This window comes from Pauljensenia sp. UMB6358 (assembly GCF_030216865.1).
Lineage (GTDB): Bacteria > Actinomycetota > Actinomycetes > Actinomycetales > Actinomycetaceae > Pauljensenia > Pauljensenia turicensis_A.
Genome location: NZ_JASOMS010000005.1, coordinates 86,260 through 99,501, shown reverse-complemented (window position 1 = coordinate 99,501; position 13,242 = coordinate 86,260). Strand labels below are relative to the sequence as shown.

The 13,242-nt window shown below is 59.7% G+C and carries 10 protein-coding genes and 1 pseudogene; 7 read left to right on the top strand and 4 right to left on the bottom strand.

The genetic code is table 11. The features are described from left to right. The first annotated feature begins 1 nt into the window (after position 1). Entirely contained in the window at positions 2-1,090 is a 1,089-nt protein-coding gene (locus QP381_RS05065) for an FAD:protein FMN transferase (RefSeq protein ID WP_285068014.1), read from the top strand. A gap of 54 nt (positions 1,091-1,144) precedes the next feature. After that, a pseudogene (locus QP381_RS09675) lies at positions 1,145-1,243 on the top strand (hypothetical protein); the annotation flags it as partial. 33 nt (positions 1,244-1,276) lie between these two features. Here QP381_RS09675 and QP381_RS05060 read toward each other — a convergent pair. Further along, positions 1,277-4,468 carry an FAD-binding and (Fe-S)-binding domain-containing protein gene (locus tag QP381_RS05060; protein WP_285068013.1) on the bottom strand — a complete coding sequence of 1,064 codons (3,192 nt, stop codon included), beginning with the start codon at positions 4,466-4,468 and terminating at the stop codon, positions 1,277-1,279. Positions 4,469-4,726: 258 nt separating this feature from the next. Between QP381_RS05060 and QP381_RS05055 the strand changes: the two genes are divergently transcribed. Then, on the top strand, positions 4,727-5,977 hold the full coding sequence (locus tag QP381_RS05055; RefSeq protein ID WP_006680765.1) for a hypothetical protein: 1,251 nt from the start codon (positions 4,727-4,729) through the stop codon (positions 5,975-5,977). A 38-nt stretch (positions 5,978-6,015) separates the two neighbouring features. Here QP381_RS05055 and QP381_RS05050 read toward each other — a convergent pair whose 3' ends face one another. Both QP381_RS05050 and QP381_RS05045 read right to left on the bottom strand, forming a co-directional pair. Then, a complete protein-coding gene (locus tag QP381_RS05050; protein ID WP_006680766.1) occupies positions 6,016-7,203 on the bottom strand; it encodes an alpha/beta fold hydrolase in 1,188 nt (395 codons plus the stop codon). A gap of 76 nt (positions 7,204-7,279) precedes the next feature. Next, positions 7,280-7,420, bottom strand: a complete 141-nt coding sequence (locus tag QP381_RS05045; RefSeq protein WP_285068012.1) for a hypothetical protein — start codon at positions 7,418-7,420, stop codon at positions 7,280-7,282. Positions 7,421-7,709: 289 nt separating this feature from the next. On the opposite strand from QP381_RS05045, the gene QP381_RS05040 reads away from it, so the two are divergent. Next, complete coding sequence (locus tag QP381_RS05040; RefSeq protein ID WP_285084210.1) at positions 7,710-8,999, top strand: C40 family peptidase; 1,290 nt, start codon at positions 7,710-7,712, stop codon at positions 8,997-8,999. 107 nt (positions 9,000-9,106) lie between these two features. Here the strand turns inward: QP381_RS05040 and QP381_RS05035 are convergent, their stop codons facing one another. After that, positions 9,107-9,598, bottom strand: a complete 492-nt coding sequence (locus QP381_RS05035; protein WP_040318497.1) for an inorganic diphosphatase — start codon at positions 9,596-9,598, stop codon at positions 9,107-9,109. Positions 9,599-9,705: 107 nt separating this feature from the next. Here QP381_RS05035 and QP381_RS05030 point away from each other — a divergent pair, with 107 nt between their 5' ends. The 3 genes from QP381_RS05030 to tilS all read left to right on the top strand — a co-directional run bounded on the left by QP381_RS05030 (position 9,706) and on the right by tilS (position 13,190). Next, positions 9,706-11,085, top strand: a complete 1,380-nt coding sequence (locus QP381_RS05030) for a D-alanyl-D-alanine carboxypeptidase/D-alanyl-D-alanine-endopeptidase (RefSeq protein ID WP_285068011.1) — start codon at positions 9,706-9,708, stop codon at positions 11,083-11,085. Between the two features lie 145 nt (positions 11,086-11,230). After that, positions 11,231-12,067: a hypothetical protein gene (locus tag QP381_RS05025; protein WP_181002143.1), complete on the top strand. Its 837-nt coding sequence runs from the start codon at positions 11,231-11,233 to the stop codon at positions 12,065-12,067. Next, complete coding sequence (gene tilS, locus QP381_RS05020; RefSeq protein ID WP_181002144.1) at positions 12,060-13,190, top strand: tRNA lysidine(34) synthetase TilS; 1,131 nt, start codon at positions 12,060-12,062, stop codon at positions 13,188-13,190. The genes QP381_RS05025 and tilS overlap by 8 nt, the downstream gene beginning before the upstream one ends. Positions 13,191-13,242: the final 52 nt, after the last annotated feature.

The following is a 13,242-nucleotide window of genomic DNA, read 5'->3' as shown; positions in this document are numbered from 1 at the left end:
GGTGGGGGAGCGTCCGCTCGTCGAATTCGAGGTCGGCGAGGGCGGGGGCGCGCGTTCCTGGCGAGTCTCCTTCCCGGCGATGGGCACGCGCGTTGACCTCATCGGTGCGGGCGGGGATCTTCCGCACATCACGCGCGGGGTGTGCCGACTGGTCGCCGAACGCGAAGCGCTGTGGTCCGTCTTCCGCCCAGACTCGGACGTCTCGCGGATCAACTCCGGCGAGGGGTGGTGCGAAGTCGATCCGCGCACGGATTCGCTGCTCCTCGATTCTCTGGCCCTGTCGGAGGCGACCGGTGGGGCCTTCACTCCGCTGGCGGGGGCGCTCGCGCGCCTGTGGGATGTCAAGGGTGCTCGAAGGTCTTTCCTCGCGAGCGGGCGCGTGCCCGAGGCCCCGTCCCAGGAGGAGATCGACGGGGCGCTCCGCTCGTGCGATCCGGCGCTCCTGGAACGCGACGAGGCCGCTCGCTGGCGTCTCGCGCGGGCCGTGAACGGGGGAGCCTCACCGTCGAGGGGACCGGCCCTCGACCTCGGCGCCATCGCGAAAGGGGCGACCGCCGACGCGGTGCGTGACGCGGTCGTGGCGGCCGGCGCCGAGGGGGTTCTCGTCTCCCTGGGCACATCGTCCATCGCCGCTTTCGGACGCCGGTGGGACGGGAGGCCGTGGACGGTCGGCCTGCGGGAGCCGGGCGCGGCGGAGAATGAGTGGACGGGCAGCGTCGAGCTCTCCTCCTCATCGGCTCTGTCGACCTCGGGCGACTACGCGCCCGCATCATTCGACGCCGGTCGCCCGTTCCCGGAGGCGCTCGCCCACGAGACCTTCGATCCGAGGACGGGACGGCCGAGCGAATCGGGCGTTCTCCAGGCGAGCGTGATCTGCGCGTCGGGAGTCATGGCGGAGGCGCTTTCAACGGCCCTCCTCGTCGCCGGGGAGGAATGCGTCGACGGTACCCGTTTGGACGTCTGGGGGAGGGCGAGGGGGCTCTCGACCCGGTGGGAGAGCGTCGTCGCGCGCAGGGACGGGATTGCCTTCTCCGAGGGGGCGGGGTGGGTGCCGAAAGGGGCTCGAGGAACGGGCGGATCCGCGCCCTGATCTCGCGATTCGTCCGAAGGGCGTTCTCGTTCCCGTTATAGTAGGCTCCCCTGCGTGCCGCTTTCGAAGTGCCCCAGGAACAGTCGCGGAAGGCTCGTCTCGATCGACGTGGATCCTGCGTATCGCCTCCGCCTCCAAGAGCTCGGCCTGAGTCCGGGAGCGCGTCGGTGTCTCCGCCGGGAGGGCTCAGTCGGCCTTCGGGCCGCACGCGAGGAGGGTCGCGAGGTGGACGCCGCCGCGCTCGGCGAGTTGGCCGGCCTGAGTGCGGCAGGAGAATCCATCCGCCAGGTACACGGCATCCGGGTGCTCGCTGAGCGCAGGTAGCAACGACTGCTCTGCAACCGCGACGGAGACCTCGTAGTGTCCCTTCTCCATGCCGAAGTTGCCGGCCAAACCGCAGCATCCCGATAGTTGAGTAACCGTCGCACCCAGACGATCCAGTAGCGCGCGATCCGCGTCCCACCCCATGACCGAGTAGTGGTGGCAGTGTGGCTGAGCCACAACTTCAACACCGCTCAGGTCTGGTAGGTTCAACTGTTCATCCGGGACGGTCGCCAGTAGCTCAGCAAGCGTTACAGTATTCTTCGAGACGATCGCCGAACGCGGGTCATCCGGCAACAGATCCAGCAGGTCATCGCGCAAAACAGCAGTACACGACGGCTCCACACCCACGATCGGGATGCCGTTCGCCGCGAATGGCGCGAGCGTGTCCAACAGAGTTGCCAGATGCTTCTTTGCTCCCTTCAGCTGGCCCGTCGTAATCCACGTCAGACCACAACAGACGTCCGGCGCTACGATCACGGAAAAGCCGTTCGCTTCCAGTAGCTCGGTCAAAGCGCGTGCGCCCGTGTCGTCCAATGTCTGCGAGAAGGAATCCGCCCACACCACCGCATAACGATGGCCAGCCGGGTCCGTGGGGGAAATGGGCGTCGCCAATTTCCCAGTTTCGCTTATTGACGAGGTCGGTCGGCCTCCGCCCGGCGACAGCTGGTCGCTAGACGTGGAGGTGGCCTCGTCAATGGGGGAGAGAGCGGACGGCACTATCGAACGTGTGCCACGCTTACGTGCCCAGCGCGAGAACGTGCCCGACTGCAGAGGTGGCATCGGACGCCGCGAATCCAACCCGATCAGTCCGAACGCTAGGCGACGTAGTGCATCCACGTCGAGGAGTGCGTTGCCGACCTTTGCCAAACCGGGGATTGATGCCGTCAGGCGCGTCCAGCGTGGCAACCAGCCCAGCGTGTAATGCGACAACGGACGAGCCTTTCCGCGGTAACGGCGGAACAGCGTCTCCGAACGGTACTTCGCCATGTCGACGCCCGCCGGGCAGTCCGAGGAGCACGCCTTGCATGCCAGGCAAAGGTCGAGGGCATCGAGGACTTCCGGAGAATCAATCGCCCAAATCAACTGGCCGTTCGCCGCATCCTGCAGGGTGCGGGCGCGGCCTCGAGTCACGTCCTTCTCGTCCTTCGTCGCCTTCCAACTCGGGCACATGAACGTCCCCGAAATACCCGCGCGACACTTGCCCACGCCCGTGCAACGGTGAATCGCGTTCGTGAAATCGCCGTGATCCTCGCAGAACGCGAAGCCACCATCGGCGGGCATCGAACGTGCTGCGGGACGACGAAGGAAATGATCCACCAGATCAACGCCCGGCTGTGGATCAACGCGCGAAGCCGAGACAGCAACAGCGGCCGGCTTCAGTGAATAGGCGTCACCTAAAGCGTGGCGACGTTCGGTTGCGGTGGTCGGGCTCATCGGTGCAGTCAACAAACCCGGATTCATCATGTTGCGCGGATCAAACAGAGCCTTCACCTGTGCAAACAAGTCCAGCATTGCCGGCGAATACATGAAGCGCAACAACTCTGTGCGAGCGCGACCATCACCGTGCTCACCCGACACAGACCCACCGTGCTTCGCGCACACGGTCGCCGCGCGCTCCAAGAAGCGACGAGTGTGGGCGACACCCTCGTCAGTGTCCAATGGGTAATCAAGACGAACGTGGACGCAGCCGTCACCGAAGTGACCGTAGAGCAGGCCGTCAATGTCAAACTCATCCATCAGAGCAGTGAAATCACGCAGGTACGCGCCCAATTTCGCGGGCGGAACCGCGGCATCTTCGAATCCTGGCCACCCCTGCTCATTGCCTGTGCCGGACGCCGGATCAAACGGCGTACGGCCACCAAGACCGGCACCATCAGCGCGAATACGCCACAAGCGACCCGCATCGTCACCCGGCGGGTAAATCGCGACCGAGTCGGTGGTGGCGCTCGCGACCAAAGCGTGAGCGCGTTCCAGAGAATCCTCTGGCGAGCTTCCGCCGACCTCGCACATCATCCAGGCTTCGCCCGGCGGCAGTTCGGGGACAGTGCCCGGGCCTCGGTGCTGGCGAACAACATCGACGAGGCGCTTATCCATACCCTCAACCGCCAGAGGATGATGCTCCAAAAGTGCGGGCACGTCGTCGGCAACGTCGATCATGTTCGGATAGCCGAGGACAACCAAAACGGGAGACGTTGGCAGGTCAACAAGGCGAACCGTGACCGATAGGATCGTGACCAGTGTGCCTTCGGTGCCCACCAGCATCGCGGCAAGATTACGGTGACCTTCCGGCGTCGCATGTTCCAGCGAATAGCCGGATACTTGGCGGCCGAAGGTGCCAAGCTCAGTGCGGATCAATGCCAGGTTCGCATCTACAAGCTCTGTCAGACCCGGAACTTCGGGAATATCGGGGGCATGTTCGGTGGTTGCCGTGAATCGACGTCCCAGCCCGTCGATGCATTCGAGGGACACGATGTTGTCAGCCGTACGCCCCCAAGCGGTCGCATGTGGGCCACACGCGTTATTGCCAACCATGCCCGCGATCGTCGCGCGATTCTGGCTGGACGGATCAGGACCGAAACGTAGCCCAAAAGGGGCCGCCGCGGCCTGCAAAGTTGCCTGCACGCATCCGGGCTCAACGACAGCGGTCTTTGCCTTGGGATCAATGCTGACCACATGGTTCAAATAGCGGGTGAATTCGATAATGAGACCTGGGCCAACAGCATTGCCGGAGCAGGATGTGCCACCACCGCGCGTCGTCACCGGAACGCCGAAGGTGCGCGCCACGGCAAGCGTTGCCTCGACATCCTCGATCGATTTCGGGAACACAATCGCCAACGGTGGAATGCGGTACAGGCCAGCATCCGTGGAAAAGCGCGCGCGAGATCCCGTCGACGTATCTATATCGCCGTCGACCGCTTCGGTCAGAGCCCGCAGAAACTCCGGATCGATCTGGCTTACCGCAGCTTGCCGTGTTGCCGTCCCATTCTTCGGGGCAGGATCGATCGGCGTTGATGAATGCCCGGTTGTAGGGGCTGGATCCCACGTGACGCTCATAGGTGAATCTTCGCATGAGCTAGCCTTTTCACTGCTTTGTCGCATACTTTTTGGCGCCAATGCGTGAATCTGTGTGTTCGCCACGTGGAACAGTCCGTGATGAGGCCCTGAATTTGAGGGGGAGCATAGGCCGTAATTCTTATTGAGCCCCTAGTTTTTGGGCAGTGTTATGCGCCTGCCAGATGTGAAACAATAGGGGGACACTGTCGCCTTTCTCGGCAAGGCGATATGTCCGGTCAATCCAGGGAGGAAACGCCAGTGGCTCTTTTCGAGTTCGACAACGGTCGTCTGGTTCCTGCGCAATTTGGGCGCCCATTGGATTCTGGTTTGACTGGCGACGTTATCGACGCTGTGTGTGGGCAGGTCTTGGAGATTGTTTCCCGCCCGCTTTTCCCAATTACTTGGCGGGATATTGTTCGCGGTTACGAAGAAGACGAAGATTCTCAACGCTTGACTGCCCTCGATGCGACGGGGCAAGTCGTCAGTGTTGAAGTGATTACATACCTTGATTCAGACACCCTCATTAGCTCTCTGTCGCGTTTGGCGGATACTGCTGCCCTGTCGTGGAGTGACTTGGCGCGCGAATACGACGGTGGTCTTGACGCGTTCCGTCATGGGTGGATGCAGTTCCGTGACGCTATGCCACCGTCGCCGGGTGCGGGCCCGCGCTTGATCGTTGTTACCGGCGAAATTGATCCGCAGGTTCGCCCCGCTCTGGACGTTCTGGCGAATTCTGGCGTGGAAGTTCACGAGGTTCAGGTTCGAGTGATGTCCAATGGACGCGTTTTCCTTGATGTTGTGCCCGTTGGCTCGCGCCTGTACATGCACTCGCCAGCCCTGTTGTCCCAAGGCTCCCAAGGCATCAGTGAAATCACGGCTTCCCTCGATGACTCCGGCCATGATGCGTCAGCATTGGAACAGGCACCTGAGAATGATCAACCGGCAGACGACGCGGAATTCATTGCTGCACCCGAAGAAATCGAAATGACGCTCGACGCTGGTGTCTCTGACTTTGTCAACGATGCACTTGCTCTTGTTGCCGGGGGAGTCCGCGCCAACCTTAATGAAACAGACGACGCGGATGGTTTCGACTCCATCGTTACGGATGCCCCGGCAACTAAAGATGAACGTGGCTTCGTTGAACCCGACGATATTCGCCAAGCTCGTGAAGATGGAGTGCCGATCCTAGATGCCACCGCATCGACTCTTCCTATTCTTGGAGCGATTATCGGCCAGGCAGTTCCCCTTGTTGCCCCTCCAACGTTCAAGGTGCCGTCCGACCTTCAACTTGGTGTCGATGGCATGATTCGAAGCGCGCTTGGACAGTGGAACGACGTCGATGAGCTTGAAGAGCTTCTTCCCAACTTTTCTGACGCCTGGAATAACCTCTACATCGCTGACCTTGCGGGACCAACACTTGCCGAGGCCCTTATAGAGGTCAATCGCGAAATGATCCGCGAATACCGCATCGTTCCCGCTTCTTCGGGCATGGGGAAACACGGGCGATGACCCGTATCTGACCGCTCACGGCCTAGTTGCCGGTTGGTTTACTCAACGGGCGTGACGAACGCTCCGATCCAACGTTTCATCGTTTGACGCACATTCGCGCGCACATCCGGGTCGGACAAGAATAGGTCGTGCTTGCCTGGGAAACGAGCAATCGTCACGCAATCAGCAAGATTCATTGAGCGTTCAGCAATCACCTCGACGTCCAAGACAACGTCAGAGGAAAAGATGCGTTCTGACCATTCTTCGCCCGTGTACGACGAGGTCGACATCATGGACAGAACCGGGCATGACAGGTGCACGTCGTTTTCGACCGTGTTGTGGCCATCCAAGATTGCGTCTAACCATGCGACGGGAATCGGATACGACTCCGGGCGCTTCCAGGCCAGCGCATACTCCCAGCCCTTCACCGCTGGATCGTCGGGATTGTCTGCGCACGCTTGTGGCACAGTCAGACCGGAGGTTGCCCAGCCTTGAGTCAGTGAACGCCCGTAGAAGCCGGGGCCACCGCCACCGGGAACTTCCCAGCGAGGGTTGCGTTGCGCGATCCGTTCTAGGACAGGCGCAACCGTCGTCCGTAGATTTGCTAGCGTTTGCATTTCTAACCACGCTGAATTCAAAACTAACGCGTCGAACGCGCCAGGGTGGCGATGCGCCCACAGCGTTGTGATCAAACCACCCGTTGAATGTCCCGACAGGATCAGGGGCAGATTTGGATTCTCTTCGGCAATGATGTCGAGTGCTTCGCCAATCTCCTCGTCGTAGACATTCAGGTTGTCCGTGTAGCCGATCGTTTGCCAGGGGCGAAGTGAACGACCGTATTTGCGCAGGTCAAGCGCATAGAAAGCGGAACCTGCTTCGGCGAACGTCTGCGCCAGCTCAGTCTGGAAGAAATAGTCGTTGCGCCCGTGTAGGTACAGGGTGACGCTCTTCGGGAATGCTTTCGCATTTTCGCTGACATCTGGGTCACGGTGGGGAAGATACTTCACCAGCGTTGCCACGTTGTCGCCCTCGGCATCTGCGATCAGTTCGATCGTCTGTGACTGATAAGCCGGCCCCAGGATGTCGGTGCGCCACTGGCCAACCGGAGCTGGTCCTTCTTCGCCCCAGGGGCTCATCACGTCATAGGTGGGTTCCCCATCTGAAGCGGCGAGACCCTCTAGGTGCTCACTGTCCGCGGCCGCTTCACGAGTGTGAAGTGTGCGTGTCTCGAGATCCTCGTCAGTCATACGACAACCCTACGAGGTTCCGCCAAGTCCGGCAGGACTTCCTGGTGGGCGGGAAGGTGTGCGTCATTCTGAGGACTTACTGCGCAAAAACGGAGACGCGCGACGGGATTTGACGGTGCGGCTCGGTCGAAAACTGAGCATCACCCGTCAGTGCGCGCTGGATGAGGCCGACCTTTGCGGCTGCGAGCGCATTGTCAACGTGACGGTTGAGGCGCAAGGCAAAGCGGTGTGCTACTTGCTCGGCGCGCTTTAGTGCTGGTGCTGAAAGTGACTGACCCGCAGTCAGCGAGGTATCCGTAAGATCACGTGTCCGCCTAAGAGGAGAAAAAGCGCTCTGTTCAGTCCAAGGACTTGTATGACGCGGGGGCGAGATGATGACCAAATATGTTGCTGATGTTGTCAATGTTGTAAATGGGAAAGATGTGAAAATAGTTGCAGGTGTTGCTTTTGTTGTTAAGAGTGACTACTCTCACCACAGGTGCACTGTCTGATGACGATGCTCGTATATGTTCCCGACGACAGGTGAAGTAGTGTTCAACCAGTCAAGACGTTCGCAGCGTCTCCGCTTCCGTGTAGGAGCAATGGTTCTGCTTGCCAGCATGGCGCTGATCGCCCCACAAATGGCGCAAGCTGCCCCCTCAGAAGCGGACATCGCCCGCGCGCAGGCAGAAGAAGAAGCTGCCAAGCTTTCAGTGGCTCAGATCGAAGTTCGCCTTGCATCAGTGAAGACTGAAGCCGATCAAGCATTTCAGGCCGCCCAGGTCGCAGCAGAAGATCTCAACGCAGCCAACATAGCTCTCGAAGAAGCCAAGAACACTGCCAGCTCAGCGCAAGCTGATGCTGATGAAGCAAAAGCGAACTTCGAAGCGGGCAAGAAAGAAATTGCCTCAGTCGCACAGACTGCGTACCGCGATGGCGGATCCGAAATGGATGCCCTTGCCCCCTACGTGAACGCGGATGGTCTGCGCACCGTTGAAACCAAGCAGGCATCAATCGAAGCTTTCTCCGCTTCAGCTGACGCAAAGATGCAACGCGTTGCTGCCCTTCAACAGGTCGCCAACGTCATGCAGAAAGCTGCCGACGAAGCAGTTGCTGCACAAACTGAAGCAACGACTGAAGTACAGCGACGCACTGAAGCTGCGCAGGCGAGTGCCCAGAAGGCACTCGCTCTTCAAGAAACCACTGAGGCAACCCGCCAAGGTTACCTTGCTGAGCTCGCCCGCAAGCAGAACACCACGGTCGAACTGATCCAAGAACGCGAAGCGGCCCTTGAAGCAGAACGCGCAGCCGCCGCCGAAGCTGCGGCGCGTGCAGCGGCCGAGGAAGCTGCGCGACGTGAAGCAGCTCGCCAAGCTGAAGCGGCGGCGTCAGGCTCATCGTCGTGGACTCCGGAACCGTCATACGAACCGCCAGTCAGCTACCCCGGCTCCGGTGGTGCATCGACTGCTATCGCAACAGCGAAGAGCTACCTGGGCGTCCCCTACGTATGGGGTGGGGCGTCACGAGGTGGTGTTGACTGTTCGGGTCTCACTCAGATTGCGTGGGCATCAGCAGGTGTTTATCTTCCTCACTATTCCAAGTCGCAGTACGACTACGGAACCAAAGTGTCCTTCAATAACGCTCAACCCGGTGATTTGCTGTTCTGGTCGACCAACGGTTCGCAGTCCGGAATTTATCATGTTGCCATTTACTTAGGTGGCGGTAGCATGATCGAAGCACCGGCTCCGGGTAGTAGTGTCCGTATCACCTCAATCTGGGGTTGGAATCAGCTCATGCCGTACGTCGTGCGCTTCTGATACCAGTCATTCTGATCGAGGTATCGCAAGGAAGCTCAGAGCATCCAAAAAGAGGGGCGGGAATCGAGTTGAACTCGATTCCCGCCCCTCTTGAGGTTCAGGGAAGGTCAGTGGTCTTCTGCTGCCGTGAGGCGATCATAGGAACGCTGGATTTCAGCTTCGGCGTCTTCACGACCTACCCAGTGAGCGCCTTCAACGCTCTTGCCGGGCTCAAGATCCTTGTAGACCTCGAAGAAGTGCTGGATTTCGAGGCGGTGGAACTCCGACACATCATCGATGTCGGTACGCCATGAGGCGCGCTGGTCAGATGCGGGGACACACAGAACCTTGTCGTCACCGCCCTTTTCGTCGCGCATACGGAACATACCCAGAGCACGGCAACGAATCACACAACCGGGGAACGTGGGTTCTTCAAGCAGAACCAGCGCATCAAGGGGGTCGCCGTCTTCGCCGAGGGTGTCATCGATAAAACCGTAATCATCCGGATAACGCGTCGACGTGAAGAGCATACGATCCAGACGGATACGCCCGGTCTCATGATCGATCTCGTACTTGTTTCTATTCCCCTTGGGAATTTCGATGGTCACGTCGAATTCCATCATGGTGAGCTCCTTCATTATCGAGACGGCCCTATGGGTGTCGGACCGCCTGCCTGCTACCCGAAACGCTACTGTTGAAACCAGTGTATTTAACCTCGAGGAGATCCATGCGTCACAGGACTGTTGGTGTGATTGTATGCGCTGTAGGCCTAGTTGCGGGTCTTGCTGCGTGCAACAGTGCCGATATTGGTGATAGTGCCTCGTCGGCCGCGCAAACGTCGTCAGATGTGCAAGCGGCTCCGATTCCTGGATTTCCCGCTGAACAACCCCAATCCCTCTCGCCGGCAACACTCTCGCAAGGCGCTGAAGTATCTCCTGACGCTGTCGCAGCCGCCTGGGCATCTTCTGTCACCCGAGCAGGCAGCGAAGGCCACTACACGACATGGGGAAGCGTCCTTGACGCGCAAACGGGCACAGTTCTGCTGGATGCTGGAGCAAACCAAGGGCACACTCCCGCATCAATCACAAAAGTTCTGACAGCATTTACCGCACTCAACACCCTTGATCCCTCCTCAACGTTGAAGACGCGCGTTCAGCTTCAAGGCTCAGACATCTACCTGTCCTCCGATGGGGATCTACTTCTTGGCGCCGGCCCCTCGAATGCCAGTGAGGTCAATGGGCGAGCCGGCCTCGTCGATCTGGCAAACGAAACCGCGAAGGGGCTGGCCGAAGCTGGGGTGAGCGCAACCACCCTCTACTGGCAAGCCGATCCGTTTGTCGGCCCCGACTATCTCTCAGACTGGATTTCTCAGGGTGCTGGTGAATTCGAGGGACATGTTGGGGCGATGGCCATCGATGCTGGCAGGACAGCGCCTGACGCCTACTCCTTCTTTGCTGACCCCGAAGCGCAAGTCGCGCAGGTGTTCGCGAACGCCCTGTATTCGGCCGGAATCGCGACAACCCTAGGCTCTGTTGCCACTGCCCCCGAAGGGGCGCAGAAGATCGCAGAAATCGACTCAGCAACGGTCGCTGAACAGGTCAGATGGATGCTTCACAACTCTGACAACACGCTTGCCGACCAATACTGTCGATTGAGTGCATCCGCCGCAGGACAAGAGACCTCGTACCAAGGAGCGGCCGCCACTCTTGCCACCACTGTCGCGAACGCGGGGCATCCTATTGACGGGCTGCGCCTAGACGACTGCTCGGGCCTGTCGAGCAACGACAGAATAGCCCCCTACACGCTGGCACATGTCATCCAATCGTCCGTTATGGGGTCGGGTGGCACGGCTGACCTGGTCCGTTCACTGCCGTGGGCCGGCCTTGACGGGACGATGACACGTCGTATGTCCAACTCTGCCGCCTGGGCAAACGCACAGGCCAAGACTGGTTCACTGTCGACGGCTTCGACCCTCGCTGGCATCGTGTCGACCTCCAGCGGGCGACTGCTGGTCTACGTGATCGGCACGGAGAACGTTCCTGACGATGCAGCTGCGAACACTCGTCCCGCGTTGGATAAGTTCGTCGGCGCACTTGCAGCTCTCTGACGCGCCAGGCCGTGTGGCCCTGAGGAGTGATGCCGTAGCTCTGAGACACGCCGGACGTGTGCCCGCACCACCTTTCCTCTATTCGCCCGTGCACGTTTCTCCGACTAAAAGGTCGGGACAGCACTTTCCTTTTAGACTTGGGGGCATGCAGGTACCTTTTGGCGCGTCCGCTATGGCGTCCGTGATGAATGCCTTGTCCTATGCTGGCCCGGCGACTCACTCGTCGAATGCCTATACGTGTGTTGCGATGCTGAAGAAAGCAACCGGGTGGGCAGATCGCAGGCTTGCCAAGTTGACCGGACTAGACGAAGCGGCTGATTGTGTAGTCAATCAGCCGACCTATGTGGTTGATCGTCATACCTTCGCCTCAATGGTCGCCAGGATCTATGACACGTCGATGCCCAACGAATCTCTGATGGATGTTGTCACTGGGGCAAGGATTACCCGCACGCTCACAATGCACGCGACCGCCCTGTGGGATCCGACAACCAGCTCGCGTGTTCTGCTGGCTCCCAACGTTTTGGAACGCACCTACCGCTATTCCTTGGATCAGTCCCAATGGTGTAAGTGGGTCAATATGCATGCGGGTCTCTATGGCGTCATCTTGAGCGCCGCTCCCTTCCTCTGGAAACCGGATGGTGGGCTGGACGTTTTCATTGAACGACTCCTGCTTGCTGACGCTCTTGTCGACGCATGTATGGACACTCTGACGGCAAAGGACCTGTCCTCGGTAGAGTGGTTGCGCAGTCACGGGCCTCGTGTCTCTGTTCGTTCCCTGATTGACTACGTCGGAGTTGGCGAGCCAACCGACGAGAACCAGAACACTCATATGCCTGACAATCCCAGCCGTGACGGTATTGAAGAATTTGCTCGATTCATCATCCACGGTGGGCATTTGCCGCGACTGGTTGAAGACGAAGCGAACGTTCCTTCGGCTCACGAATGCGCAAACCCTGACGTGTGGACTATGCGCGTTGGCTGAAACACCCTCTCTTTCGTCGCGTATCGGCCCAAACCCCGGTGGCGGACTCGGCAGAGTATCGCGTGCCGTCTGGGCGTGTTTGAAGGAATTCCAGCCGGGCTCCGCTGTTGTCATCGGCTTGTCCGGTGGCGCCGATTCGTTGGCGCTCACCTTGTGTGCCCTAGATTGTGCCTCCCGCTTGAGACTCAACATTGTCACTGTGACTGTCGACCACGGAGTTCGCGCGGAATCAGCTGACGAGGCACGTACCGTCGGAGACCTTGCCCGATCCTATGGAGCCGACTCCCGCGTTGTGCGGGTCGCGCTCGCGGATAAAGGAGGTCCTGAAGGTGCTGGGCGCGAGGCGCGTCGTGAGGTGCTCGCGCGGGTGGCGCGTTCCTACGATGCTCCGATTCTGCTGGGGCATACATTGGACGATCAGGCGGAAACGGTTCTCCTGCGCCTGGGACGAGGCTCGGGAGCACATTCGCTACGTGCGATGCGTCAAGATGCGACCGACCGCGAGGGGATCAGGTGGATTCGTCCCCTGCTACATCTGCGTCGAGCCGACACGATCGCTACCTGTCAGGCGCTTGCAGTTAGCTTTGTTGATGATCCGACGAACTATCCCGATGGTCCTTGGAAAGCCGCCGACGGGTCTCCTCTTCGCCGATCTGCTCTGCGTCACCGTGCGATTCCGATACTGGGGGAGGCGCTCGGTAGTGACCCTGCGCTTGCCCTAGCGCGCACGGCGACCCTTGTGGCGCGTGACGATGATGCTCTGAACCAATGGGCTGATAGGGAGTGGGCGCGCGTGAAAGTGACGCTAGAGCGCCCCGTTTCGCTTTCCCCCATCGACGAGGCCACCCACACGTATCCCGAGGCGCACACTCAAACGGTGGCTCTTACAGTCGAACCTTTGAAATCACTTCCGCAAGCTGTCAGAACCCGCATCATTCGACGCTTCCTTATCGAATGTGGAGCTGACGAATCAAAGCTCGCTATGACCCACATTGATCGCGTCGACAACCTTGTCGTGAATTGGCACGGTCAGAAGGAAATTGAGGTGCCCTCACTGGCCATTTTTCGGCTAAAAGATAAAGAAAATGGGGCCAGCCTCGTCCCATTTCTTCGCACTCACTAGCGTCGAACCTCAGTGGCACGTTCGCCCTAAGGTGACAAAGAACGTGATGGAT

Excerpts from the sequence above, each read along its gene's own strand:
- QP381_RS05060 (WP_285068013.1), bottom strand. The coding sequence starts at position 4,468 with ATGAGCGTCACGTGGGATCCAGCCCCTACAACCGGGCATTCATCAACG.
- QP381_RS05050 (WP_006680766.1), bottom strand. The coding sequence starts at position 7,203 with ATGACTGACGAGGATCTCGAGACACGCACACTTCACACTCGTGAAGCG.
- QP381_RS05040 (WP_285084210.1), top strand. The coding sequence starts at position 7,710 with ATGTTCCCGACGACAGGTGAAGTAGTGTTCAACCAGTCAAGACGTTCG.
- QP381_RS05035 (WP_040318497.1), bottom strand. The coding sequence starts at position 9,598 with ATGGAATTCGACGTGACCATCGAAATTCCCAAGGGGAATAGAAACAAG.
- QP381_RS05030 (WP_285068011.1), top strand. The coding sequence starts at position 9,706 with ATGCGTCACAGGACTGTTGGTGTGATTGTATGCGCTGTAGGCCTAGTT.
- QP381_RS05025 (WP_181002143.1), top strand. The coding sequence starts at position 11,231 with ATGCAGGTACCTTTTGGCGCGTCCGCTATGGCGTCCGTGATGAATGCC.